The sequence below is a fragment of the Halomicrobium urmianum genome (assembly GCF_020217425.1).
In the GTDB taxonomy this organism is placed as follows: Archaea; Halobacteriota; Halobacteria; order Halobacteriales; family Haloarculaceae; genus Halomicrobium; species Halomicrobium urmianum.
In genome coordinates, this window is sequence record NZ_CP084090.1 from 957,391 (window position 1) to 979,558 (window position 22,168).

The window sequence follows — 22,168 nt, forward strand, 5'->3', positions numbered from 1 at the left end:
CGACGCTGACGAGGAGCCCCCGACGAACCGACCGAGAGCACGTCCCGTCTGGTGGGTCTGTCCATGGGAGCGGCAAAACGCGTCCCCCGATAAATAGCTGCGGGCGCGACTATCAGGAACTGAAGCGGGAGAACGGATCGCCACCGCGGGAACGGGAGAGCGACGGTGTGCGTCGATCGGGACGGCAGCGTCGTCCCCGGGTGGCCTACGTCCGGTCGTCGGTGTGGGCCTCGTCGAGTTCCTCGTGGCCCTTCAGCCGGATCCGGTCGTCGTCGACGTCCTCGACCTGGCTGGCGTAGATGGCGTAGTCCTCGTCGTCCTGGCTGCCCCAGTTGAGCGCGGACTTGATGCGGTCGCCGATGCCGTGGTGGGCGTCGACGAACATCTCGTTGCCGTCGGCGGTGACCCGCGTCACCTCGCCGACGGTCGCGCCGGTGGCGTCCACGACTTCCTTTCCGACGTCGCCCTCCGAGAGGGTCATGGCGCCGGCCGTCCGGCCGGTCGACTCCGTGCCCATCGACTCGACGTCGCTGTCGGCCGTGTCGTCCATCTCGACGTCGTCCGGGTCGGAGCCGACCTCGTCGACGGATTCCGTCTCCGTCTCCGTCTCGGTCGTCATGGCAGTGTCCTCCGTGGTGTCGGTCACGCGCTCCTCCTCGAAGGCGACGTCCATGGCCTGAAGGTCGGCGGCCGTCGCGTCGGCGTAGACGCGCATCTCGTCGGCGACCTCGTCCTCGACGAGCCGCGTGCGCTCGAACTGCGTGTGGACCGTGTCGCCCTCGCGGTACTCCGACCGGATCTGGCACTGCGAGAGGATCTCGTCGGGGTCGCGCTCCTCGGCCTGGCCGATGAGGCCCTGCTCGACGATGGAGCGCTGGAGCCCCTCGATGTCGATGTCGTGGTCCTCGATGGTGTCGGCCTCGGAGACGTGCGTGTCCGCGATGCGGCTCTCGACGGTGTAGCGCTCGGTGATCTCCCGCTGGACCGCCCAGGACTCCTGCACGTCCAGCTCGACGTCGTAGGGGAACTCGCGCTCGACCCGGGACTCCTCCAGGTCGGTCGCGGTGGTCCCGGTCGTGGTGGTCTCGTCGGTCTCCACCACGTCGTCGTCCGTCGTTTCGTCGGTCGCCATCGCCTCGTCGTCCATTGTATCGGACGTCCGCATCGTGTCGTCGTCCATCGTACCGGACGTCCCCATCGCCTCGTCGTCCGTCGTACCGGACGTCCGCATCGTGTCGTCGTCCACGAGAGTCCGGGACTCGTAGTCGCGCGAGTCGCGGAGCGACGTGAGGAACCGGTCTCGATCGAACCAGTCCTCGTTCTCCATCCGGCCGGATTCGACCACGTCACAGCCGGTGCAGGTACGTTCGAGCAGTTCGACGTCGGCGATCTGGTCGTCGACGATCTCCGTGTCGATCAGTTCGCTCTCGAGGCTGGCCTCCTCGACGACGACCGTCTCGACGACGGTGGTCTCCTCGATCTGCGTCGTCACGACCTCGCCCTCGAGAAGCCGATTCTGGAGCTCCTCGCGCTCGATCCCGACCTGGTCGGCCGCCGTGGTGTGGTCCGTCACTTCGAGCGGCTCGTCGGCCGCCTCGTCGTGGGTGACGACGCGCTCCTCCTCGTCGAGGTGACTGTGGAAGTCGTCCCAGTCGAGGCGCTCGTGGTCCTCCTCCATCCTGTCTTCGGAGACGAGTGTGACGTCGTCCCGGTCTCGGTGTCGCACCGGTACGTAACCGTGTTGGTCGGACCAGTCCCTGATCGTGTTCCTGTCCCGCGAGATACGCCGCTCTTCCGCGTAATCGTCGTCAGCCATAGGCGTTGACATTTACGGCCGTCTATCGCATAAACACGGCCATCGTTTTGCCGGTAATCTGGCGTTTCGAGGCCTGAGACTTCGTTAGCCGGGGGCTGTGTTCGCGTAAGGTCACCGAACTGCGCCGGAGGACCTCGCTCGGGGACGCTCCAGCGCGTTCCCGGCGTCCGGGGGGATGTCCCTCGGCGGGAAGGTGTGACACCGGGGCCGGCGTCGGGAGCGACGAAGCGCCGGCAGAGGGCGCGCGTCACGCGGGACGAGTCGCTCGGTGGAGACGACATTCGCTTAAGTGCCCCCGCCCGTAGTCGGTGGCATGCGACAGTTCGTCGTCGTCGGGCACGACGTCCCGACGACCCCGGAGTTCTCGCTGGGCGACCTGACCGGTGCCGGTCGACTGGACCTGCTCGCCCGCTGCGTCACCGCGGGGTTCGTCCTCTCGCACGGCATCCGGGAGGACGTCCGCGTCCACCTCGTGCTCGACGGCGAGTACGCGGTCCACTTCGAGGGGAGCGAGCTCCAGGGGCTGAACCCGGACGAGCGCTCGACGGCGGCGCTGGTCCGGACCGCCCTGGAGGACCGCGAGGAGGCCATCGGACACGTCGCGGCGGAGACGACGCCGGGCGTGTCTATCTCCCGGCGCGACCTCGCGGCCGTCCTCGACGACGCCGGCGGGACCGTCTTGCGTCTCCACGAGAACGGCGACGGCGTCGCCGGGATCGACCCGCCCGACGACCCCGTCTTCGTGCTCTCTGACGAACGCGACCTGACCGACGAGGAGGCCGCCCTCGTCGACGAGCGCGCCGATCGGTGCGTCTCGCTGGGGCCGCGGGCCATCCACGCCGACCACGCGATCACGGTCGCGCACAACTACCTCGACACGGACGGGTTCTCCGAGTACTGACAGCACAGCCGCTCGCCCCGCTCGGCTCGCGCTCCGCACCGGGACACCACCTAATTCAGCGAGGGAGTCCCGCGGTTCACGGCGGGCGGGAATCGCGTAAGACTGTCTCCGCAAGCAATCAATTTCATTCGACTAACCTCTGAATATTTATATAGATAGCTCCACACGTGGCATATAGATGGAGTTGCGACGTACCGCCGTCGTGAAACTTGCCGTTCCCGAAGACCGTAGTGACGACCTAAAACGGACCATGAACACGTTTCGGGACGCCGCACAGCGGTTCGTGGACCGAGGGTGGGACGGTGACGACGACGACTACGTGATTACGTCGCGCTCCCATCTTCAACCCCTCGTCTACGACGAGATACGCGCTGACACCGACTTACATTCGGACCTGTGCGTGGGTGCGGTCAACCACGCCGCAGATGCCCTCTCGACGTGCGTCGAGAAGATGAAAGACGGCGAGCGAACGTCCAAACCCGTCTTCACATCGAACACCACCGTTTACAACACCAACGCCATCAGTTACTTCGACGGGTACTGTTCGCTGGCCGCCTATGGGGGGCGCGTCCACGCTGAGTACGTCTACCCTGAGGACTCGATTCAGGCGGAGTACATGGACGGCGACGAGTGGGAGAAGAAAGGCGCGAAACTCCGCTACGACCACCCCGAGGATACCTACTACCTCCACGTCACCGTCGTTCAAGAGCGTGATGACCCGCAGGGAGAGGCCGAGAACCGAACAGTTCTCGGCGTCGATACGAACGTGGATGGGTATCTTGCAGTCACGAGTACCGGTGCATTCATCGGCAACACCGACTGGCTCAACCACGAGCGCCGTGAGTACGAGCGCCGCCGCGCCCACCTCCAACAGCGGGGCACGCGAAGCGCCCATCTCACCATCCAGTCCATTGGAGATAGGTTCGCCCGGTGGTCTGAAGACTTCTTACACCGGGCGTCAAAGCGACTGGTTCGAGAGGCCGTCGCACACGGTTGTACGACCATCGTGTTTGAGGACTTAGCTGGCATCCGCGACCGGATTTCGGACGCTTCAAAGTTCCAGCAATGGGCGTTCCGCGAGTTGCGACGCCAGACTAACTACAAAGCCCGAGCCGAGGGAATCACCGTCGAAACGGTGAATCCAGCGTACACGAGTCAGCGGTGTAGTCACTCGGCGTGCGGGTTCACTCACGGGGACAACCGCAACGGCGATGCGTTTTGCTGTCAGAAGTGCGGCAAAGAACTCCACGCAGACTACAACGCGGCACGCAACATCGCATACAAGTATCTCCAGAACCGGCGTAAGTCTGGTTCTGGAGGGGCGACCCATCACCTCGCCCTGAAGTCGGGAACGCTGAGCGGGAACGGCGACTACTCGCCTTCCACGGTATAGTGGATAGACCGGGAGTTCACTGACAAACCCCGGCGTGAACGCCGGGGTAGGTGATTGAAGTGCCGCCGGGGCGTGCGGCCCGCATGGACCAGACGCGACGCGGGTTTCTGGGGGCCATGGGCGTGGCCGCGACACCCTCGCTGACCGGCTGCGTCGGCGACCTCCGGACGCTCGGTGGAGCGCCGGACGACCCGCCGGCGGAGACGGCCGACTGGCAGTTCCGGGGGAGCCCGAAGCGGCGGGGCGTGTACGTCGACCGGAGCGCGCCGGACGCCGTGGCGGTCGACTGGCGGCTCGCGGACGTCAACACGGGCGAGCACACGGCGGCGAAGGCCAGTCCCGTCCCGACGCCCGACGGTGACGTGATCGTTCCCGGCGACGACGGCGCAGTGACTCGCGTGACGCCTGCGGGCGAGGAGGTCTGGACGGCGTCGACGGAGGCCAGGGACGGCCGCGGGATCCACGGCACGCCAGCGATCGCCAACGGCGCGGTGTACGTCGGCGCCTACGACGGCGCGACGTACGCCTTCGACCTGGCGAGCGGCGACCGCTACTGGCGCACGCAGGTCGGCGACGCCATCGGCTCCAGCCCGGGCTACCTCGACGGGACGGTGTACGTCGCGGTCGAGTACTACGACCCCAGCGGCGCGATGTTCGCGCTGGACGCGGTCACCGGCGAGGTCGAGTGGGACGACCAGCGGGTCACCGACCATCCCCACTCGACGGCCGCTATCGATCCCGAGGCCGACCGGATCGTCGTGGGGGCCAACGACGGCGACCTCTACGCGTGGTCGCGCTCCGACCGCGCGTTCCAGTGGCGCTTCGAGACCGCTGACCCGATCAAGGGGCCCGTGGCGACGTACGACGGCGGCGCCTTCTTCGGCTCGTGGGACGACCGGATCTACCGGGTCGCCCTCGACGACGGCAGCGAGGAGTGGTCGTTCGAGGCCGACCGCTCGGTGATGTCCGGTCCGAGCGTCGACCCGGACTCGGGGACCGTCTACGTCGGCGCCCACGACTCGCGCCTGTACGCGCTGGACGCCGACAGCGGCGAGGAGCAGTGGTCGTTCGGCACCGGCGGGTCGATCATCGGGTGTCCCACGGTCACTGCGGACCACGTCCTCGTCGGGTCCTACGACGAGCACCTCTACGCGATCGACCGCGAGAGGGGCGCAGAGGCGTGGTCCGTCGCGGCCGACGGCATCGTCACGAGCACGCCCCTCGTCACCGACGACGCCGTCTACTTCGCCACGCGGGCGACGGAGGACTACCTCGAGGACGGTTCCGGCCCCAGCGGCGGGCTCTACCGCGTCGTCGCCGACGAGTGAGCCGCGCCGCGGCGGCCCGGCTCCGGTGCCGGGGCGTCGGCGCGTGCCAGAAGAGATATCCCCCGTGATCGGTTGGAGCGGGACGTGACCGACGACGGACCCGACCGACGGTCGACCCCAGCAGACGCGCCGGTACGCCGGCGGCCGCGCAGAGGTGTCTGCGCGTGAGCGGATCGGATCCCGCTACGCTCGGACGGCGCGCGCTCCTGAGCGCTGTCGCCGGCGCGGGCGCCGGGCTGGCCGGCTGTTCGGTCCCCGGCGGCGACGCCGCGGCCGGCGACGCGACGACCGGCGACCTCGACGACGAGTGGGCGCGGGACCTGGCGGAGCGATTCGCGCCCGTGCTGTACTTCGACGCGGACGAGCGGTGGTTTCCGACTGATCCCCGCCCCTTCGAGCACGACCGGGACGGGGAGACGGTCGTCGACGGGTTCGCTGCCCTGAACGACTACGCCGCGGCGTTCGACCCCGAGTCGCCGCCGGAGCCCACGGCGTTCTACAACGCCGTCCGCTACGAGGACTCGCCGCTCGCCGTCGTCCAGTACTGGTTCTACTCCGCGTTCGACCAGTTCACGGCCAACTTCCACTGGCACGACTGGGAGGTGCTGCACGTCTTCGTCGACCTCGAGAGCGACGCGCCCCGGCTGTTCGTCGCCAGCTCGCACTCGCGGTCGGTACCGAACAACGAGTACCTCGACCCGGAGCGGTCGGTCCCGCGGGTCCTCCCGGAACTGGGCTCGCACTCCAGTGCGCTGTCGCTGAACGAGCAGCCGGACCGCTTCCGGCGACTTCCCGGCGAGGACGTGCTGGCGGACATCACCAACAGCGCCCTCGAGGGCGTCCCCTCCGTCGAGGACTTCCCGGCCGCCTACGGGCTCCCCCGAGACGAAGGGGCGCACCTCCCCTACGTCGTGCCCGAGCTCGACGGCGCGCCGCTGTACGAGCACGACCGGCTCCCCGACGTCGACCGCAGCGACCTGGTCCCCTCGGCGCTGACCGTCCGGTCGTTCGACGCGCTCTCTCGACCGCCGACCGACCTCCCCCGGCGTTCCACGGGGCTGGTCTTCGGCCGCGCCGACCGCGACGACGGCGCCGACGTCGCCTACGACCTCGTCCCGACGGCCGAACTGGAGCACCTCTCGGCCTTCACCGGGCCGCAGCTGAGCTTCGAGTTCGCCGTGCCGGAGTTCGTCGAGGACGCGGTCGCCGGCCACATCACGACCGCCGGGGAGCCCTGGAACCAGGCCCGCTACGAGAACCCCGCCGCCGATATCACCGACCCGCTCCACCGCCGGGAGCTCGCCGACCGCTACGACGCGATCGCGGACGTCGGCGGCGGCAGCGCCGTCGTCGCGTCGATCAGGCAGGCCGTCGAGAGCGACGACGCCCCGGACGGCGAGGGGCTGACGACGCAGTCGACGCCCGTCGAGACCGTCGCGCTCCTGGAGAGCGACCCGGAGGCGATCCCGACGTTCCGCGGCGTGGCCCTCGCGCAGGGCGTCTCCGAGGGCGAGCACCGACTGACGATCAACGGTGCGGGCCTGGCACCCCACAGCGAGTCGGTGACCGTCGCCGACGGCGCCACCGCGGCCGGCGTCGACGGCGAAGTCCCGCTGGTCGCCCGCGAGGCGGCCATGAAACTGGAGGTCGACGCCGACGGCGCCGAGGCCGACCTCGACCGCCTGGCCGTCGAGGACGACTTCGCCGGGCGGCTGTACGACGCGCCGATCGACGGCCCCGACGCGGTGTACGTCCACCGCGGCGGCGCCTACACCGCCGAGGTGCGCGACGCCGACGACGAGGTGGGCGCGTTCCGGGTCACACCCGACGCGTCCGGCCCCGGCGACGGCGGCGACGGCGAGGACGACGACGCGGGAGAGAGCGACGGCGGCGACCAGCGCGGGGTCGAGCGAGCGGAGACCGTTCGGATCGACCGCCCCGAGACGGGGACGGCCTCGCTGTCCTCGTACGTCGCGGCCGTCAGCGCAGAGACCCGCGACGAAATCGAGGCGCTGCTGGACGACGCCGACGTCGAGGGCCGCGGGAACGCGGTGCGTGGACTGGTCCGCGCGCTCGACGCCGTCGGGCAGCGGGCCGACCGGGCCACACAGCGCGCACGGGACGGCGACCGCGCCGGTGCCGAAGCGTCCCTGGAGCGGGCCCGCGAAGGGCTCGACCGGGTCGCGGAGAACCTGGAGCGGGCCGCCACGGCCCTCCCGGACCCCATTGCGGCTGCGGTCGACCGGCGGTTGCAGCAGGTCGACCGGCGGACCGAGCAGGCGACCGCCGCCGAGAAGCTGTCGTAATCGCTCGCTTTTTTCCGCTACCGCGACTCCTCTCGCGCATGACCGACGACTTGGCCTGGGAGACGCTGGCGGCGCGGACGGCCTACACCTGCGAGGGATTCGACATCGTCAACCAGGACGTCCGGCTGCCCGACGGCACCGAGGCGGCGTTCGACTACCTCGCCGAGGGCGAGAGCGTCGTAATCTTGCCGCTGACGCCCGACGACGACGTGGTGGTCATCGAGGAGTGGCGGCAAGCCGTCGAGCGGGTCAACCGCGCCCTGCCCGCCGGGAGCATCGAGGGCGAGGAGGACCCCGAGGCGGCGGCTCACCGCGAGCTCGCCGAGGAGACGGGCTACGAGGCCGACGCGGTCGAGCACCTCACCACGATCGAGCCGGCCAACGGGTTCGCCGACGCCGTCTTCCACTACTACGTCGCCCGCGGCTGCGCGCCCACGGCCGAGCAGGACCTCGACGACGACGAGTCGATCCGGACCGACGAGACGACGCTGGACGAGCTACTGGCCGCCGCCCGCGACGGCGACCTCCGCGACGGCCGGACGATGATCGGGGTGCTGTACTACGAGCTGTTCGGACGCCGGGAGTAGCGGGAACCGGCCGCCAGTCCGCCGGAAAGCACTTGCCGTGCGGCCCGGGTGCGCTTCGGAGCTGCCTGACCGGCACGGAGCGGAACGGGAGACCTCGGTCCGCTGACCCGAAACCAGCTTAACGGATCGCTTCGTCGTGAGGGGCGTGACCTACGATCTGTTCGACACGGAGTCCGGTAACGCCGTCGTCGTGGCGCTGGACCACGGCCTCGGGATGGGCGCGGTCGAGGGGTTCGAGGACCCCGACGAGACGCTCGACGCGGTGCTCGCGGGCGAGCCCGACGGGGTGCTCGTGGGACCCCACTTCGCGCGCCACTACGAGGAGCGCCTGAGCGACGTGGACGTGCTGGTGACGGGCGACGTCGTGTCCTTCTCGACGCGGCCGGGCCACGACGAGGGGATGGACGTCTGGACCCAGTCGTTCGATGTCGACGAACTGCTGGCGGTGGACCCGGTCGGCGTGAAGGTCGTGCTCGTGTTCGGCCGGGAGGACGAGCGCCTGTTCGAGCGCAACCTCGAGGCGGTCGCCCGGCTGTCACGCGAACTGCGCGGCACGGGCGTCCCGCTGATCGTCGAGCCCGTCCAGTGGGGCAGTCGGGTCCCGGACGAGCTGGCGACCGACCACGACTACGCCGCGAACGCGTGCCGGATCGCCTGGGAGTCCGGCGCCGACGTGCTGAAAGCGCCCTACACGGGCGAGCCGGACGCGTTCGCCGACCTCGTCGACAATTCGCCGGTGCCGGTGACCGTCCTCGGCGGCCCGGCCTCGGGATCGACGCGGGCGATGCTCGAGGACGTGAGCGAGGCCGTCGCCGCCGGCGCCCGCGGACCGATCATCGGCCGCTCCGTCTGGCAGTCCGACGACCCCGCTGCGACGACCGCCGCGCTCCGGGAGGTCGTCCACGAGGGCGCCAACGTCGACGCGGCCTGGGACTGACGGCGCTTTCGTCCCGGCGGAAATCCCTGGTTATAACGAAAAATGATAAGGTAATCGGCGTGGGAGCATCTCACGTGGAGGGCTGCCGCTCACCGTGGGCCTCGGCGAACTGGCCGCCCTCCGCCCGCCGTTTTCCGGTGCGACGCGACCCGGGGAGCGACAGCGCCGTCAGTCGCCGGACTCCGGCTCCTCGGCGGCGCGGCCGTCCACGCCGAGGACCGACTCGACGAGGTCGAGGCCGGGGCGACCGTCCCGCAGCCACAGGGCGGCCGCGAGGGCGACCAGCACCAGCTCGAGCGCGAAGTGCCAGTTGAACTCCAGCAGCACGACGTGGGCGAGGAAGCTCTTTTCGACCTCGGAGACGGGCGCCGGCAGGACCGGCCACGCGAGGTAGGAGAGGTCGGCGTACTGGCCGGTGACGGTAGCGTAGAGCCCGTCCGCAAAGGTGTGCGAGACGGCGCCGACGCCGAAGGCGACGCCGAGTTCGGGCCGCCCGTACCGGCGAGCGAGCCCGACGGCGACGGCGCTGACTGCGAGGAGGGCGAACAGCGAGTGCGCGAGCGATCGGCCCGCGGGGAGGAGGCCGAACGTCCAGCCCAGCGGTTTGTCGATCAGGTCCGGGAACTGCGTGCCCAGCGCGAGCGCGACGACCGACGCAGACGACGGAACGCGCCCGCTAGACCGGGCCAGCAGCGAGTACAGCAGGTACCCGACGGCGGCGTGTCCCCACGGCCACATACCCGTTGCGGGGCGGGGCACGGCCTTGACCCTTTCGCGTCGGTGATACTACCTCGACGGTCGGCTCGGCGTCACTCGGCGAGGTGCAGCCCGTCGACGGCCGGGAGTTCGGGGTGGCCGCGGTAGACGGCGGTTCCCTCGTCCGGGTCGTAGTCGATCAGGCCGGCGTCGTCGAGCTTCGGGAGGTGGACGTGGTGGAGCTGCAGGGCCAGGTCGTCCTGGTCGCGCGCGGCGAGCACCTCGGCGAGGCGGTCGCGGGAGAGCTCCTCCTCGGACGCCAGGACGACGAGGGCGTCGCGGCGGCGCTGGTCCGCGAGGCCGGCGACGACGTCGTCCCAGCCGTCGACGTCCGTCTCGACGATGCTGCGGAACTGCGGATCCGACAGCAGCGGGTGATCGGTGGCCGCGACGGTGCCGTCGTCCGCGTCCCAGTCGACCAGCCCGGCGTCGTCGAGCTTCGGGAGGTGGACGTGGCGCAGGCTCGTGCGGACGGTCGTGATGGCATCGTCGTCGACGGACTGGGGCGTCGTGTCCCGCTCGGCGGCGGCCAGGCGGCGCGCCAGCGCCCGCTCGCTGGTGACGCCGACCTCGTCGAGGAGGACGGTGAGCGCTCCACGGCGGCGACCGTCGGTAAGGCAGTCGAAATATCCGGTATCGAACTCTTTCTCGCGGCTGGGTCGGAGTGTGCTCATCTAATTCTTCCTTAGATACCCCGGGGGAAGTGCCCATCTCCAAAAATGTTAGATCGGCTCTGAAACGTAGACAAACTGTCCGAGCCTGGTAAACAGGTGGCCACCACGACGCAACTATTCGCCGGGGGCCGCGCCGACCGGGCGCCCGTGATCACCCGGGCTAACGCGGTCCGCGGCGCGCGTAACGTTCTGCTACGCGGGGCGTGCGGCGGCGACGAGCCGATCGAGCGACGCCGCGCGCGCCCGGGGCACGACGCGGTCGCCGCGGGGGAGCGCGTCGCCGTGAGGGCCGTAGTGTCGGATTTCACGGGCGCTATAGTCGGCCTACGGACCGTATCCGAGGGTTAGACCGGGTTCGGTTCGTCGTCCTCGCTGTCCTCGAAGACGGCGTCGAAGAACTTCTGTTCGGCCGCCCGGAGGTGCTGGGTGAACGTCGGCGCCGTGACCCCGAGGCGGTCGGCGACCTCCTGACCGGTGGACTTGCGCGGCCAGTCGAACAGGCCGGCGAAGTAGGCGGCCTCCAGAGCGGTGCGCTGCTTCTCGGTGAGCCGCTCCTCGAGGACGGCGTTGGACCCGACCACGTCGCGGTCGGGCTGTTCGACGGTCTGCTGGGCGGTGTTCGTCGCCGCGGGGCAGTGCTCCTCGACGAGCTCGATCAGCTGGCGCTTGTCCCGGCCCGGCGGGAACTGGACGATGAAGCTGAGCTCGCCGTCGTCGATGGACGCGGTCGTGAGCCGGCCGCCGTGCGTACTGACCGCCTGTACCAGCGACCCGGCGACGTCAGTGAGTATCTCGATCTCGTAGGCCTCCCCTTCGGGGGTGAGGATCCGGAGGTCGTCGACCATGTCGGCCCGCTCGGCGGCGTCCTGTAGCGCCTCTCTGTCGACGTCCTCGACCCGGCCGTAGGCGATGAGCGCGTCGTCGCTGCGGATCAGGTTGTCGAACGCGATCGACCCGGTGCCGTCCGCGGTGAGCGAGACCAGTTCCCGGCCCAGCCCCTCGGCCTGGAACGTCAGTTCGAGGACGGTGTCGCTCACCAGGGCGTCCTTGCGCTCGATGGCGGTGATGGCGTGGCCGATGACGTCGCCGAGCCGCGAGAGGGTCTCCGTCTCCGGTTCGGTGAACGCGGCGGGCGACTCCGCGTAGATGTTCAACACGCCGTAGCGGATGTCCTCGTAGACGATCGGGACCGCAGCGGACGACCGGTAGCCCCGCTCGATCGCCTGCTCGCGCCAGGGCTCGTACTCGGGGTCGGCCTGGACGTTCTGCATGACCTGCACCTCGTCGGTCTGGATCGCCCTGGCCGTCGGCCCCGTGGCGATCCCGCCGTCGAGAGAGATCGTGACGTCCTCGAGGTACCCTGCGTCGACGCCGGCGGCGACGCGGGGCTCGACGCGGTCGCTCGTCCGGTCGACCTCGCCGATCCAGGCGAAGCGGTAGGCGTCGGACTCGACGAGGCGATCGCAGACGGCCTGCTCTAACTCCTCCCGGGTGGAGGTCGTGATGACTGCGTGGGCGACGTCCTGCGCGATCCGGTTGAGGCGGTTCAGCGCCTCGAGCTGCTCGCGGCGGCGGGCCCGCTCGCGCTCCTGTCGGTTCCGGACGATGGCGTGGTACACCGACCGGACCAGCAGGTCGCTGGTGACCTCGTCCTTCACGAGATAGTCCTGCGCGCCGCGCTGGACCGCCTCGACGCCGACCTGCTCGTCGCGCAGGCCCGTCAGCACGACGGTCGGCATCCACTCTGTCGCCTCGACCACGGACGCCAGCGTCTCGAGACCGGCGCTGTCTGGCAGGTTCAGGTCGAGCAGGATCACGTCGATGCCGGTCTCGTCCAGCCGATCCAGGCCGTCCGAGAGTCGGTCCTCGTGGTGGATCCGCGCGCCGTCGGCGGTCGAGGCCCCGACGTCGACCCCCTCGAGGAACGCCTCGGCCTCACGGAACATCTCTTCGATCAACCGCGCGTCGCCGGGGTTGTCCTCGATCAGGAGGACGTCGAGTTCCTCACTCGTCATCGCGATCCTCGCAGGGCGGCAGTCGGACGACCGAGAGCCAGAACGCCTGGAACGACTGGACGACGTCGATGAACTCGTCGGGGTCGACCGGCTTCGTGAGGAAGGCGTTGGCCTGCAGTTCGTAGGACTGGACCACGTCCTCCTCGGCCCGCGAACTCGTCAGGACGATCACGGGGATACAGGCCAGGTCCGGGTCGTCGTTGATCTCCTCGAGGACCTCCTCGCCGTTCTTCCGGGGGAGGTTCAGGTCCAGCAGGATGATGTCGGGTCGCGGGGCGTCCGCGTGGTCGCCCCGCCGGTAGAGGAAGTCGAGCGCCTCGACCCCGTCGGTGGCGACGTGCAGGGTGTTGGAGATGCCTCCCTCCTCGAAGGCCTCCTGTGTCAGTCGGACGTCGCCGGGGTTGTCCTCGACCAGGAGGATGTCGGCCGTGGCCGTATCGTCGTTACGCACGGACATCACCTGCGGTGGGCAGCGTCAAAGTTATCGTGGTCCCTCCGCCGAGTTCGGAGCCGATACTGCTCTCGCCGCCGCGGCGCTCGCCCCGCGTCTCGACGCGGGCACGCTCGGGCGGGCCCTCGATCCCCTCGCGCATCCGGCCGGAGCCGTCGACCGCGAATTCGATGCACTCCCTGCCGCTCTCTTCCAGTTCGTCGGTGTATCGCTGTTCGATGAGGCGTAGATAGCTCGATACCATTCGTAACGGTTCCTGCAGGTCGTGGGAGCCGGCGTACGCGAACTGCGCCAGTCGCTCGTCGGACCACTCGAGTCGCCGCCAGTGCTCCGTGCGTTCGGTGACGTCCTGAATCATTATCATGCCTGCGAATATGTTCCCCTCGTCGTCCTCGACCGGGAGCACGTACGCGAGCGGCGGCCGTGAAGGTAGACGTCGGAGCGATGCTCCCTGCCGTCGAGGGCCGCACGAAACGTCTCGGCCGTCGTCTCCGCGAGGGTCCCGGTGCGGCCGCGGGGCCGCGACGCCGTCGACGTCCCCCGCCGAGCGCCCGGTTCCGAAGCGATCTGTCACCGGCGGAGCGCCGACCGGCGTCCGCTCGCGAGGACGAACCCGTCCTCTGTCCGGAAGACGCCGAGTGGGGTAAGCGTTCTGAATGGTGTTGGTGAGTGACGAGTCCGCCCGGCGCTCGCCGCACCCGAGAGCGACAGTCGACACGAACGTCGCGTCGCTCGCCCACCGAACGGCCCGCTTCACTCGCCGTTCGAGCCCGCGCTCGCTGACGCTCCCGAGGACGCCGGAAGACTCGCCTCACTCGTCTTCCGAGCCTCTGCTCACTGCGTTCGCAGAGACGCCGGTGAACTCGAAGCGCGCGCCGCCCGCGTCGCTCTCGGTGACGGTCACGTCCCACCCGTGGGCCTCGGCGACGTCGCACACGATGGCCAGCCCTAAGCCCGTCCCGCCCTCGTTGGTGGTGTATCCGGGTTCGAAGATCCGTTCGCGCTCGTCCGGGTCGATTCCGGGCCCGTCGTCCGCGACGAAGAAGCCGTCCTCGAGGGCGCCGACGCGGATGGACGCGGACTCGCCGGCGTGTTCAGATGCGTTCCGGAAGAGGTTCTCGAGCAACTGGCGCAGCCGACTCTCGTTGGCCTCGATCTCCCCGTCGTCGGTGACGTCGACGGTCGCGTCGGGAGCCTCGACGGAGTCCTGGGCGTCCGCGACGGCGTCGGATAGCCGCACCGACCGCGTCTGGTCGATGCTCTGGCCCTGCCGCGCGAGGGCGAGCAGGTCCTCGATCAGTGTCTCCATCCGCTCGAGCGCCTCGCCGGTCCTGTCCAGGCGCTCGTCGTCGTGCTCGGCGCGGTAGTGGTCGAGCTGGCCGAGCGCGACCGTCAGCGGGTTCCGGAGGTCGTGGCTGATGACGCTCGCGAACTCCTCGAGTCGCTCGTTCTTCCGCTTGAGCTCTCGCTCGTACTCCTTCTTTTCCGTGATGAGCCGGGAGACGCCGATCAGCCCCTTGATCTCGCCGTCCTCGCCGTAGTAGGGGACCTTCGAGGTGAGCGTCCACTCGCCGTTCTCCGGGTTGTACTCCTCCCTGTTGTGGATCCGCTCGCCCTCCTCGATGACCCGCATGTCGTCGGCGTAGGCCTCCTGCGCGAACTCGGTGTCGCCGTAGATCTCGGGGTCGGTCTTGCCGATCGCGTCCGTCGGATCGGTGTCGTAATCGCTCATCCGGACGTGCCGGCCCTCGGTGTCCTTGACGTACAGCGCCGTCGGGATCTGGCCGAAGATGTGATCCAGCAGGTTCGCCCGCTCCCGGAGCGCCGCCTCCAGTTCCCTGCGCTCGGTGACGTCCGTGTACCAGACGTAGGCGCCGTCCCCGTCCCCGTTCGAGACCGGACAGGCCGTCAGCAGGAAGTCCCGCACGTCGTCGGCCGTCCGGCGCCTGACTTCCCGGACCACGCTCTCGCCGTCGGTCAGCGCCGCGACGACCGCCTCGTGTCCCTCGCGCTCCCCCTCCGGGACCACGTGGTCGACGACCGCGTCCGCCTCGATGTCGTCCGCGCCGAACCCGAACGTCTCCACGAAGGCGGCGTTGACGTCCGTGATGGCGACGCCGTCCTCGCGGTAGTGCGCCTCCGCGACGGGGACCGGCGCGTTCTCGAAGAGCGCGGCCCGCCGGTCCCGCTCCGCGCGGAGCGCCTGCCGCGTCTCGACGGCGCCGAGCGCGTGGGTCACGTCGTCGGCCAGTTCGGCGAGGAGGTCCCGCTCGGCGGCGGTGACGGTCTGCTGACCCGAGTAGACCGTCAGCAGGCCACGGCACTCGTCGCCGGTCGAGAGCGGTACCGTCGCGACGGAGCGCACGTCGCCGTCGGAGCGGCGCTCCGACGTGGATCGGCTCGCTTCGCTCGCCGCACCACCGTCAGAACTCCGTTCTGACGAGGCTCGGCTCACTTCGTTCGCCTCACCGCCCTCGAACGGGGCCTCGCGGACCGCGACGCGCCCGTCGCCCAGCGCGGCCCCGGCCGTCCCGTCGCCGGTGCGGTCCGCGATCCACTCTCCGGCCGCGACGAACCGATCGGGGCCGGCGTCGACCCCCGCGGAGCACCGGGGCTCGACCGCGCCCGACTCCGGATCGACCGTCCCGATCCAGGCGCCCAGATAGACGGTCGAGTCGGCGAGGACGTCGCAGACCGCCCGCTCGATCTCCGGCCCGGTCGAGGCGCGCAGGAGCGCCCGGTTGACCTCACGCGCGACGGCGCGGGCCCGCTCGAGCGTTCGCGCCCGGCGGCGAGCCCGGTAGCTCTCGACGGCGTTCTCGATGCGGTTGGCCAGCAGTTCGTACTGCTTCGTCTCCGGCCGCTTCCGGAGGTAGTCGGTGGCCCCGGCCGCGATGGCGTCGCTGGCTACCGCCTCGCTTCCCTCGCCGGTGTAGAGGATACAGGGGAGGTCCGGGTACTCCTCGCGGACGGCCTCGATGAACTCGATGCCGTCCATTCGGGGCATCTGGTAGTCGGTGACGACGCAGTCGACGTCGGTCGACTCCAGCCGCGAGAGCGCGTCCGGCGCGGTCGACTCGCTGATCGTCGTGATCCGGCCGTTGATACGCTCGAGGAACTCCGCGACCGTCGACGCCAGCGCCTCGTCGTCGTCCACCTGCAGTACCCGTATTGTCGTCGGTCGCGCCGAGCGATCGCACTCCGCCTCGGCCGTGTCTGCCATGTCGTTGTCGGTAGGATGGGGTGTCAGACTGAAATGGCTGTCTGTCAGACCGCCGCCACGAAGGGACGCCGGGTGGTCAGCGTCGGCCCGCAGCGGTTATCGAGGGACTGTCGGCGGACGTCGTTGTCGATCCGATCGGTCGAGGCGACGGGCCGCCGTCGACGGGCCGATCCACCCGCGTCCGGGCGGACACGCAGCCGATAGTGTCACACCTAGCGAAAGTACTAATCCATTGGCGAACCGACAGGGTGATGAACGCAGATGTCACAGGCCGTCCGCTCCTATGAGCTCCCGTCGCCGCTGCTGGAGGCCCCCCACGTCCTCGTCGAGTCGCCTCCCATCGGTCCCTACCGATACGACGTCTGTGCGGATCTGTGTCGGGCACACGGCCCGCCCTCCGACGCCCTGATCGTCACCTACCGGGGACTGCGGCCGGAGCGACTCGTCCCCGCGCGCGACGCGTGCGGCGGGGCCCCGTCCGTAGACGTGATCGCCGTCCGGCCCGACGACCCCTCGGACGCCGTCCGCGAACGGCTCGCTGACCTCCCTGTCGACGTCTCGGTCGACGCCGTCGATCCGTCGGCGTCGCTCACGAAACTCGGCGTGGTCGTCGACGAGCACCTCCAGCGGTACGGCGACGACGCCGACCCGGTGGTCTGTTTCGACTCGATCACGCCGCTGATCCTCTACAGCGACGTCGACCGTGCCCATCGCTTCCTGGACTCGCTGCGGGACCTCGTCGACGAGGCCGGCGGTCACGCCCACTACCACTTCGACCCCGGCGCTCACGACGAGACCGTCCGGCAGCGGCTCCGGACGCTCTTCGACGCCGCCGTCACCGTCGACGGCGACGGCGACATCACGTCGGTCGACCGGCGGCCGGACTGGCCTGTCTGATCCGGCGCGTCGCTCGACGACCGGCGCGGACTCGTCTACTCGGCGACCAGCAGCAGCTTCCCGAGGACGCCGCCCTCCTCGCCCCGGCGGTGGGCCGCGGCCGCCTCGTCGAACCCAAACCGTTCGTCGATTCGCGGTTCGACGGCTCCCTCGTCGACGAGCCGCGCGATCTCGGTGAGTTCCTCGCCGATCCGCTCCTCGCCCTCGCCGAGCAGCACCGGCAGGATGACCAGGACCACGCCCAGCGACAGCGAGCTGGCGTGCATCGGCGAGAGGTCCTGGGTCGAACTGGACTCCGTGGTCACCACGGACCCGTACGGCCGGACCGCCTCGAACGCCGTCTCGAGGTGGTCGTCGCCGACCGGGTCGAAGACGACGTCGAACCCGTCGCCGCCGGCGTGCTCGTCGATGTACGTCGCCACGTCCGTCTCGGTGTAGTCGACGGTCGCGTTGGCCCCCAGTTCGGCCGCGAGTGACCGCTTTGCCTCGGTCGACCCCGTCGCGGTCACGTCCGCGCCGAAGTGGTCCGCCATCTGCACGCCGACGTGACCGACGCCACCGGCGGCCCCGTAGACGATCACGTCGTCGCCCTCGTCGACGGTGGTCTTGTCCGCGAGCATCTCCCAGGCGGTCAGCGCGACGACCGGCAGCGCCGCGGCCTCCTCGAGGGACAGCGACTCCGGCGCCTGCGCGAAGGTCCCGGCGTTGCCCACGACGTACTCCGCCAGCGCGCCCTGTCGCCCCGCGCCGCCGGGCATCCCGTACACCTCGTCGCCCTCATCGAATCGGTCGACCTCCTCGCCGACGGCGTCGACGACCCCCGACACGTCGCAGTGGAGAACGGCGGGGAACTCCGGCGCGAAGTCCGGTATGTCGCCCCGGCGAATCTTGTAGTCGACGGGGTTGAGGCTCGTCGCCGCGACGTCGACCCGGACCTCCTCGGGCCCCGGATCCGGTACCTCGACGGTCTGGCGCTGGAAAACGTCGGGGTCGCCGTACTCCTCGATGACGTAGGCAGCCATCTCTTCGGCCATAATCGTGTCCGGCTACGGTCGCGCGCCGGGAATACCCGGCGGTGGTCGACGGCGTTGCCGTCAGGGACCGTATCGGCCGGTTAGCCGGCACCTTCTGTAGAGAAAAGACCGCGTGCTCGGCCACGAGCCTCGCTGGCCTAATCGTCCGCCTCTGCGAGACGGACGATCACGGCTCGGACGCGCGCTGCGCGCAGTCCTGGCTGTTAATCGTCCGCCTCTGTGAACCGGCTGACTACGTGTGCGGCCATGAGCGGCCGCACTGGTCTAGTCATCCGCTTCAGCCTCCGGCTCGCTCTCCTGCTCCGCCACGAAGTCCCCGAGCCCGTCGATGGGGCGGTCGGGATTGATATCGTCGAGTTCCCCGGGCGCGCCGAGCTGGACCTCGCTCTCGTCGACGTCGCGCAGTTCCGTCCGGCCGCGGTGGACGGCGACGTTGTCGTTGAGGTGGAGGTCGATGGCCTCCAGCAGGGCCTCGGCTTCGAGCGGCTGGCCGATCTGCTGGAGCTCCTCCTCGGTGGCGTCGTCGGGGACGTTGAACGCCCGCTGGGTGATGATCGGACCCTGGTCGAGGTCCGTCGTCACGTAGTGAGCGGTGACGCCGGCGATGCGGACGCCCTCCTCGATGGCCTGCATGTACGCGGAGGCGCCGGGGAAGGAGGGCAACAGCGATGGGTGGACGTTGATGATCCTGTTCTCGTAGCGGAAGACGACGTCCGGCGAGAGGATCCGCATGTACCGCGCGAGGACGACCAGGTCGGTGTCGTACTCGGCCAGCACGTCCAGTAGCTCGTCCTCGTCGGGGGTGCCCTTCTCGTCGCCGATGTCGTGGAAGGGGACGTCGTAGGCCTCCGCCAGCGGCTGGAGGTCCGAGTGGTTGCCGATGACCACCTCGACGTCCGCGCCCAGGTCGCCGCTGGCCCAGGCCTCGAAGATGGCCTCCAGGCAGTGGCTCTCCTTGGTCACGAGGACCGCGATGGACTGGGTCTCCCGGTCGGCCGGGAAGCGCACCTGCACGTCGACGCCCAGTTCCTCGCCCAGTTCCTTGAGGTCCTCCCGGAGCTTCGCCTGCGTGCAGACCATGTCGTCGGTGTCGACGTGCATGGTCATCCGGAAGACCCCTTCCCGGACGGCCTGATCGAGGTCCTCGATGTTGATACTACGCTCGAACAGCAGCGAGGTGACCTCGGCGATGAGGCCGGTGTCGTCCTCGCCGACGACTGTTATCTCGGTCAGGTGTCTGGTCACGGACACCACCACCGTTCGATCGACGTCGTCATTGTAAGGTAGGAGCTACGCCGGTAGCAAAAGCCTTCGTGTCTCCGACCGGGTCGCCGCCGGGTCGGCCCGTCGTCGGGTGACTGGGTCCGCAGTCCGGCGTCGCCTCCGCCCGGCGACGGCCGCTTCCTGGCAGGCAGAACACAAGCGTTTTCTCCGGCCGTGACCGTCGCTTCACCAATGACCGCGTACACCGCGACCGTGACGGTCCGGCTGAAGCGGGGCGTGCTGGACCCCGAGGCCGAGACGACCAAGCGCGCGCTCGAACGGCTCGGCTTCGAGCTGGAGGCGCTGCGTTCGGCGGACCGCTTCGAGATCGACCTCGAAGCGGCGGACGCCGACGAGGCCGCCGAGCGGGCCGACGAGATGGCCGAGCGGCTCCTTGCCAACCCCACCATCCACGACTACGACGTGGAGGTCGCCGAAGCCGAGCGATGACCGTCGCCGTAATCCGCTTCGGCGGTTCCAACTGCGACCGCGACGCCGTCCGCGCCCTGGAGCACCTGGGATTCGACGCCGAACTCGTCTGGCACGAGGACGGCCTGTCGGACGACGTCGACGGCATCGTGCTCCCCGGCGGGTTCTCCTACGGCGACTACCTCCGGGCCGGCGCGATGGCCGCTCGGTCGCCCATCATGGCCGAAGTCCGTGAGGCCGCCGAGGACGGGACGCCCGTGCTGGGCGTCTGCAACGGGGCACAGATCGGCTGCGAGGCGTCGCTCACGCCCGGCGCGTTCACCACCAACGAGAGCGCCCGCTTCCAGTGCGAGCACGTCCACCTTCGCGTCGAGAACGCGGACACCCCCTGGACCAGCGCCTACGACGAGGGCGACGTGATCGAGGTGCCCATCGCCCACGGCGAGGGCCGCTTCGAGGTCGACGAGGACCGCCTGGCCGAACTCGAAGACGAGGACCGGATCCTCTTCAGGTACTGCGACGAGGACGGCGAGGTCACCCCGGAGGCCAACCCCAACGGGTCGAAGCACGCCGTCGCCGGCGTCACCGGCGAGCGCGACACCGTGGCCGTCATGATGCCCCACCCCGAGCGCGCGACGCTCCCCGACGTCGGCCCGACCGACGGGCAGGGCGTGCTCGAGGGCTTCGCCGAGTAGGGCACTCAGGTTTTCGTCACTGGAGTCGGATCCGCGAGCGAATCGACGGACGGCGAGCCGGCGGCTCGCGATGTACGGGTACGAGGATGGGAACGAGGGGCCATGGAGCGTGTGACGGAACCCTGACCCCTATCGTCGCCAACGTACCCGATGAACAAAAACCCACTGCTACCGTGGTGAAAGTGAAATCAGCGCCGAAATTCGGGAATAATATCAAGTTAGTATTCGGTTAATTTACTGTAGACATGTTGTGTAACAGTCCGCGGCTCGGCGGCTGGCCGCCGGTGCAGCGGGCCCCGGCCGCCGTGTTACCGTGCCAGCGGCAGGGAGTAGCTCTGCTCGCGCTCCATCACGGCCTCCCACGTGGCCTCGCACTCGCAGGAGACCTGGTCGAAGACGGCGGGATCCTGCCGGAGGTCGAAGTCCTTGATCGCCCGCTGGGCGCGGTCGTCGCAGTCGCCGCAGTTGTGCGGCCCGCGGTCGCTCCCGTGGCCCACGGGGTCAGAGACGACGATGACGTCCTCGTCTGCTGTGTCCTCCAGCACCTCGCAGACCGACCAGAGCCACGGCGGCCGGTAGCCGCCGCCGTGGTACAGCTCCTCGACCATGGTGTAGTTCTGGACGTTCGTCGGGTTCATCGAGACGGTGTGACAGCCCTCGACGGCGGCGCACTTCCGGACGGACCGCTTCATGTCTTCGACGGCCTCGGACTCGCTGAGGAAGGGCGGCTTCATCAGGAGGTAGGCCTTGACGCCGGCCTCGGCGTCGTCGGTCGCGGCGGCCATCGCTTCTCTGCAGGCGTCCTCGAAGTCGGCGAAGTCGAAGTACTTGTTCACGCAGTCGTGGCGCACGCGGTCCGTCGCCGTCTCCAGTCCCACGGCGACGTCCGTCGCCAGCCCCTGCTCGGTGAAGTCCGCCACCTTCTCGCGGTCGACGAAGTCCGGCAGCGACTCGACGACGATGCGGTCGCGGTCCGCGAACGTCTCGGCGATGGCCTCGCGGGTCTCGGCCCCCACTTCGCGCTCGTCGAGGAAGCTCCCGGACGTGTAGATCTTGATCAGCCCCGATTTCTCGTCCGCGTTCTCCGCCTCGTGGTCCAGGCAGTGCTGGATCTGGGCCATCAGGTCCTCGTGGGCGACGCTGCCGCCCTCGACGGACTCGGCGACGTAACCGCACATCGTGCACCCGCCGGCGCGGGCCCACCGACACCCGCCGGTGTTGAGGATGATCGTCAGCGACTGGTAGACGCCGTCCGGCGTGTTGTCCTCGTCCAGCCACACCCGCGTGGGTTCGCGCGGGTCGTGGGAGGCGTCGTTGCGCGACCGCACCTCCCGCATCACCTTGTTGTGGGCGTCCATGCCCTTGCCCTGCTCGTAGACCTCGGGACTGGGCTTGCTCATTACCGTCTGCTGGGCACCGCACGCGTAAAACCGGCGCGGTCGCCGGGCCGTTTCAGGCGGTGA

Annotated in this window: 19 protein-coding genes; 9 read left to right on the plus strand and 10 right to left on the minus strand. The window is 69.5% G+C overall.

Translation table 11 applies throughout. The features are described 5' to 3' along the window. Positions 1-205: 205 nt before the first annotated feature. Entirely contained in the window at positions 206-1,816 is a 1,611-nt protein-coding gene (locus tag LCY71_RS04795) for a DUF8593 domain-containing protein (RefSeq protein WP_225335229.1), read from the minus strand. A 313-nt stretch (positions 1,817-2,129) separates the two neighbouring features. Between LCY71_RS04795 and trmY the strand changes: the two genes are divergently transcribed. The 6 genes from trmY (at position 2,130) to LCY71_RS04825 (ending at position 9,268) form a co-directional block, all read left to right on the plus strand. Then, positions 2,130-2,717, plus strand: a complete 588-nt coding sequence (trmY, locus tag LCY71_RS04800; RefSeq protein ID WP_225335230.1) for a tRNA (pseudouridine(54)-N(1))-methyltransferase TrmY — start codon at positions 2,130-2,132, stop codon at positions 2,715-2,717. 178 nt (positions 2,718-2,895) lie between these two features. Further along, positions 2,896-4,110, plus strand: a complete 1,215-nt coding sequence (locus tag LCY71_RS04805) for an RNA-guided endonuclease InsQ/TnpB family protein (protein WP_225335231.1) — start codon at positions 2,896-2,898, stop codon at positions 4,108-4,110. 83 nt (positions 4,111-4,193) lie between these two features. Further along, positions 4,194-5,438, plus strand: a complete 1,245-nt coding sequence (locus LCY71_RS04810; RefSeq protein ID WP_225335232.1) for an outer membrane protein assembly factor BamB family protein — start codon at positions 4,194-4,196, stop codon at positions 5,436-5,438. Between the two features lie 164 nt (positions 5,439-5,602). Further along, entirely contained in the window at positions 5,603-7,744 is a 2,142-nt protein-coding gene (locus LCY71_RS04815; protein ID WP_225335233.1) for a hypothetical protein, read from the plus strand. Positions 7,745-7,782: 38 nt separating this feature from the next. Further along, positions 7,783-8,331 (plus strand): NUDIX hydrolase, encoded by a 549-nt coding sequence (locus tag LCY71_RS04820; RefSeq protein WP_225335234.1) that lies wholly within the window; start codon positions 7,783-7,785, stop codon positions 8,329-8,331. A 145-nt stretch (positions 8,332-8,476) separates the two neighbouring features. Beyond that, positions 8,477-9,268, plus strand: coding sequence for a class I fructose-bisphosphate aldolase (locus LCY71_RS04825; RefSeq protein ID WP_225335235.1), 792 nt, complete (start codon positions 8,477-8,479; stop codon positions 9,266-9,268). Between the two features lie 168 nt (positions 9,269-9,436). Here the strand turns inward: LCY71_RS04825 and LCY71_RS04830 are convergent, their stop codons facing one another. The 6 genes from LCY71_RS04830 to LCY71_RS04855 all read right to left on the minus strand — a co-directional run bounded on the left by LCY71_RS04830 (position 9,437) and on the right by LCY71_RS04855 (position 16,387). Continuing rightward, a complete protein-coding gene (locus LCY71_RS04830; protein ID WP_225335236.1) occupies positions 9,437-10,006 on the minus strand; it encodes a metal-dependent hydrolase in 570 nt (189 codons plus the stop codon). Between the two features lie 71 nt (positions 10,007-10,077). Next, positions 10,078-10,698, minus strand: a complete 621-nt coding sequence (locus LCY71_RS04835; RefSeq protein WP_225335237.1) for a DUF7344 domain-containing protein — start codon at positions 10,696-10,698, stop codon at positions 10,078-10,080. Positions 10,699-11,042: 344 nt separating this feature from the next. Then, positions 11,043-12,713 (minus strand): bacterio-opsin activator domain-containing protein, encoded by a 1,671-nt coding sequence (locus LCY71_RS04840; protein ID WP_225335238.1) that lies wholly within the window; start codon positions 12,711-12,713, stop codon positions 11,043-11,045. Continuing rightward, positions 12,703-13,164, minus strand: a complete 462-nt coding sequence (locus LCY71_RS04845) for a response regulator (protein WP_225335239.1) — start codon at positions 13,162-13,164, stop codon at positions 12,703-12,705. The genes LCY71_RS04840 and LCY71_RS04845 overlap by 11 nt, the downstream gene beginning before the upstream one ends. Further along, a complete protein-coding gene (locus LCY71_RS04850; RefSeq protein ID WP_225335240.1) occupies positions 13,157-13,738 on the minus strand; it encodes a hypothetical protein in 582 nt (193 codons plus the stop codon). Before LCY71_RS04850 ends, LCY71_RS04845 begins: the two co-directional genes overlap by 8 nt. 237 nt (positions 13,739-13,975) lie before the next feature. Then, positions 13,976-16,387: a response regulator gene (locus LCY71_RS04855; protein WP_225335241.1), complete on the minus strand. Its 2,412-nt coding sequence runs from the start codon at positions 16,385-16,387 to the stop codon at positions 13,976-13,978. 261 nt (positions 16,388-16,648) lie between these two features. On the opposite strand from LCY71_RS04855, the gene LCY71_RS04860 reads away from it, so the two are divergent. Beyond that, on the plus strand, positions 16,649-17,284 hold the full coding sequence (locus LCY71_RS04860; protein ID WP_225335242.1) for a DUF7504 family protein: 636 nt from the start codon (positions 16,649-16,651) through the stop codon (positions 17,282-17,284). A gap of 35 nt (positions 17,285-17,319) precedes the next feature. Here LCY71_RS04860 and LCY71_RS04865 read toward each other — a convergent pair whose 3' ends face one another. Further along, a complete protein-coding gene (locus tag LCY71_RS04865; RefSeq protein WP_225335243.1) occupies positions 17,320-18,318 on the minus strand; it encodes a zinc-binding dehydrogenase in 999 nt (332 codons plus the stop codon). A 264-nt stretch (positions 18,319-18,582) separates the two neighbouring features. Then, entirely contained in the window at positions 18,583-19,563 is a 981-nt protein-coding gene (locus LCY71_RS04870) for a formyltetrahydrofolate deformylase (RefSeq protein ID WP_373325143.1), read from the minus strand. A gap of 210 nt (positions 19,564-19,773) precedes the next feature. Between LCY71_RS04870 and purS the strand changes: the two genes are divergently transcribed. After that, positions 19,774-20,031, plus strand: coding sequence for a phosphoribosylformylglycinamidine synthase subunit PurS (purS, locus tag LCY71_RS04875; RefSeq protein ID WP_225335244.1), 258 nt, complete (start codon positions 19,774-19,776; stop codon positions 20,029-20,031). Continuing rightward, entirely contained in the window at positions 20,028-20,705 is a 678-nt protein-coding gene (purQ, locus tag LCY71_RS04880) for a phosphoribosylformylglycinamidine synthase I (RefSeq protein ID WP_225335245.1), read from the plus strand. The genes purS and purQ overlap by 4 nt, the downstream gene beginning before the upstream one ends. Before the next feature lie 308 nt (positions 20,706-21,013). On the opposite strand, the gene LCY71_RS04885 is transcribed toward purQ, so the two are convergent. Then, a complete protein-coding gene (locus LCY71_RS04885) occupies positions 21,014-22,105 on the minus strand; it encodes an archaeosine biosynthesis radical SAM protein RaSEA (protein ID WP_225335246.1) in 1,092 nt (363 codons plus the stop codon). Between the last annotated feature and the right edge of the window lie 63 nt (positions 22,106-22,168).

Coding starts and splice junctions, on each gene's coding strand:
- LCY71_RS04795 (WP_225335229.1), bottom strand. CDS start 1,816: ATGGCTGACGACGATTACGCGGAAGAGCGGCGTATCTCGCGGGACAGG.
- trmY (WP_225335230.1), top strand. CDS start 2,130: ATGCGACAGTTCGTCGTCGTCGGGCACGACGTCCCGACGACCCCGGAG.
- LCY71_RS04805 (WP_225335231.1), top strand. CDS start 2,896: ATGGAGTTGCGACGTACCGCCGTCGTGAAACTTGCCGTTCCCGAAGAC.
- LCY71_RS04810 (WP_225335232.1), top strand. CDS start 4,194: ATGGACCAGACGCGACGCGGGTTTCTGGGGGCCATGGGCGTGGCCGCG.
- LCY71_RS04820 (WP_225335234.1), top strand. CDS start 7,783: ATGACCGACGACTTGGCCTGGGAGACGCTGGCGGCGCGGACGGCCTAC.
- LCY71_RS04830 (WP_225335236.1), bottom strand. CDS start 10,006: ATGTGGCCGTGGGGACACGCCGCCGTCGGGTACCTGCTGTACTCGCTG.
- LCY71_RS04835 (WP_225335237.1), bottom strand. CDS start 10,698: ATGAGCACACTCCGACCCAGCCGCGAGAAAGAGTTCGATACCGGATAT.
- LCY71_RS04840 (WP_225335238.1), bottom strand. CDS start 12,713: ATGACGAGTGAGGAACTCGACGTCCTCCTGATCGAGGACAACCCCGGC.
- LCY71_RS04855 (WP_225335241.1), bottom strand. CDS start 16,387: ATGGCAGACACGGCCGAGGCGGAGTGCGATCGCTCGGCGCGACCGACG.
- LCY71_RS04860 (WP_225335242.1), top strand. CDS start 16,649: ATGTCACAGGCCGTCCGCTCCTATGAGCTCCCGTCGCCGCTGCTGGAG.
- LCY71_RS04865 (WP_225335243.1), bottom strand. CDS start 18,318: ATGGCCGAAGAGATGGCTGCCTACGTCATCGAGGAGTACGGCGACCCC.
- purS (WP_225335244.1), top strand. CDS start 19,774: ATGACCGCGTACACCGCGACCGTGACGGTCCGGCTGAAGCGGGGCGTG.
- purQ (WP_225335245.1), top strand. CDS start 20,028: ATGACCGTCGCCGTAATCCGCTTCGGCGGTTCCAACTGCGACCGCGAC.
- LCY71_RS04885 (WP_225335246.1), bottom strand. CDS start 22,105: ATGAGCAAGCCCAGTCCCGAGGTCTACGAGCAGGGCAAGGGCATGGAC.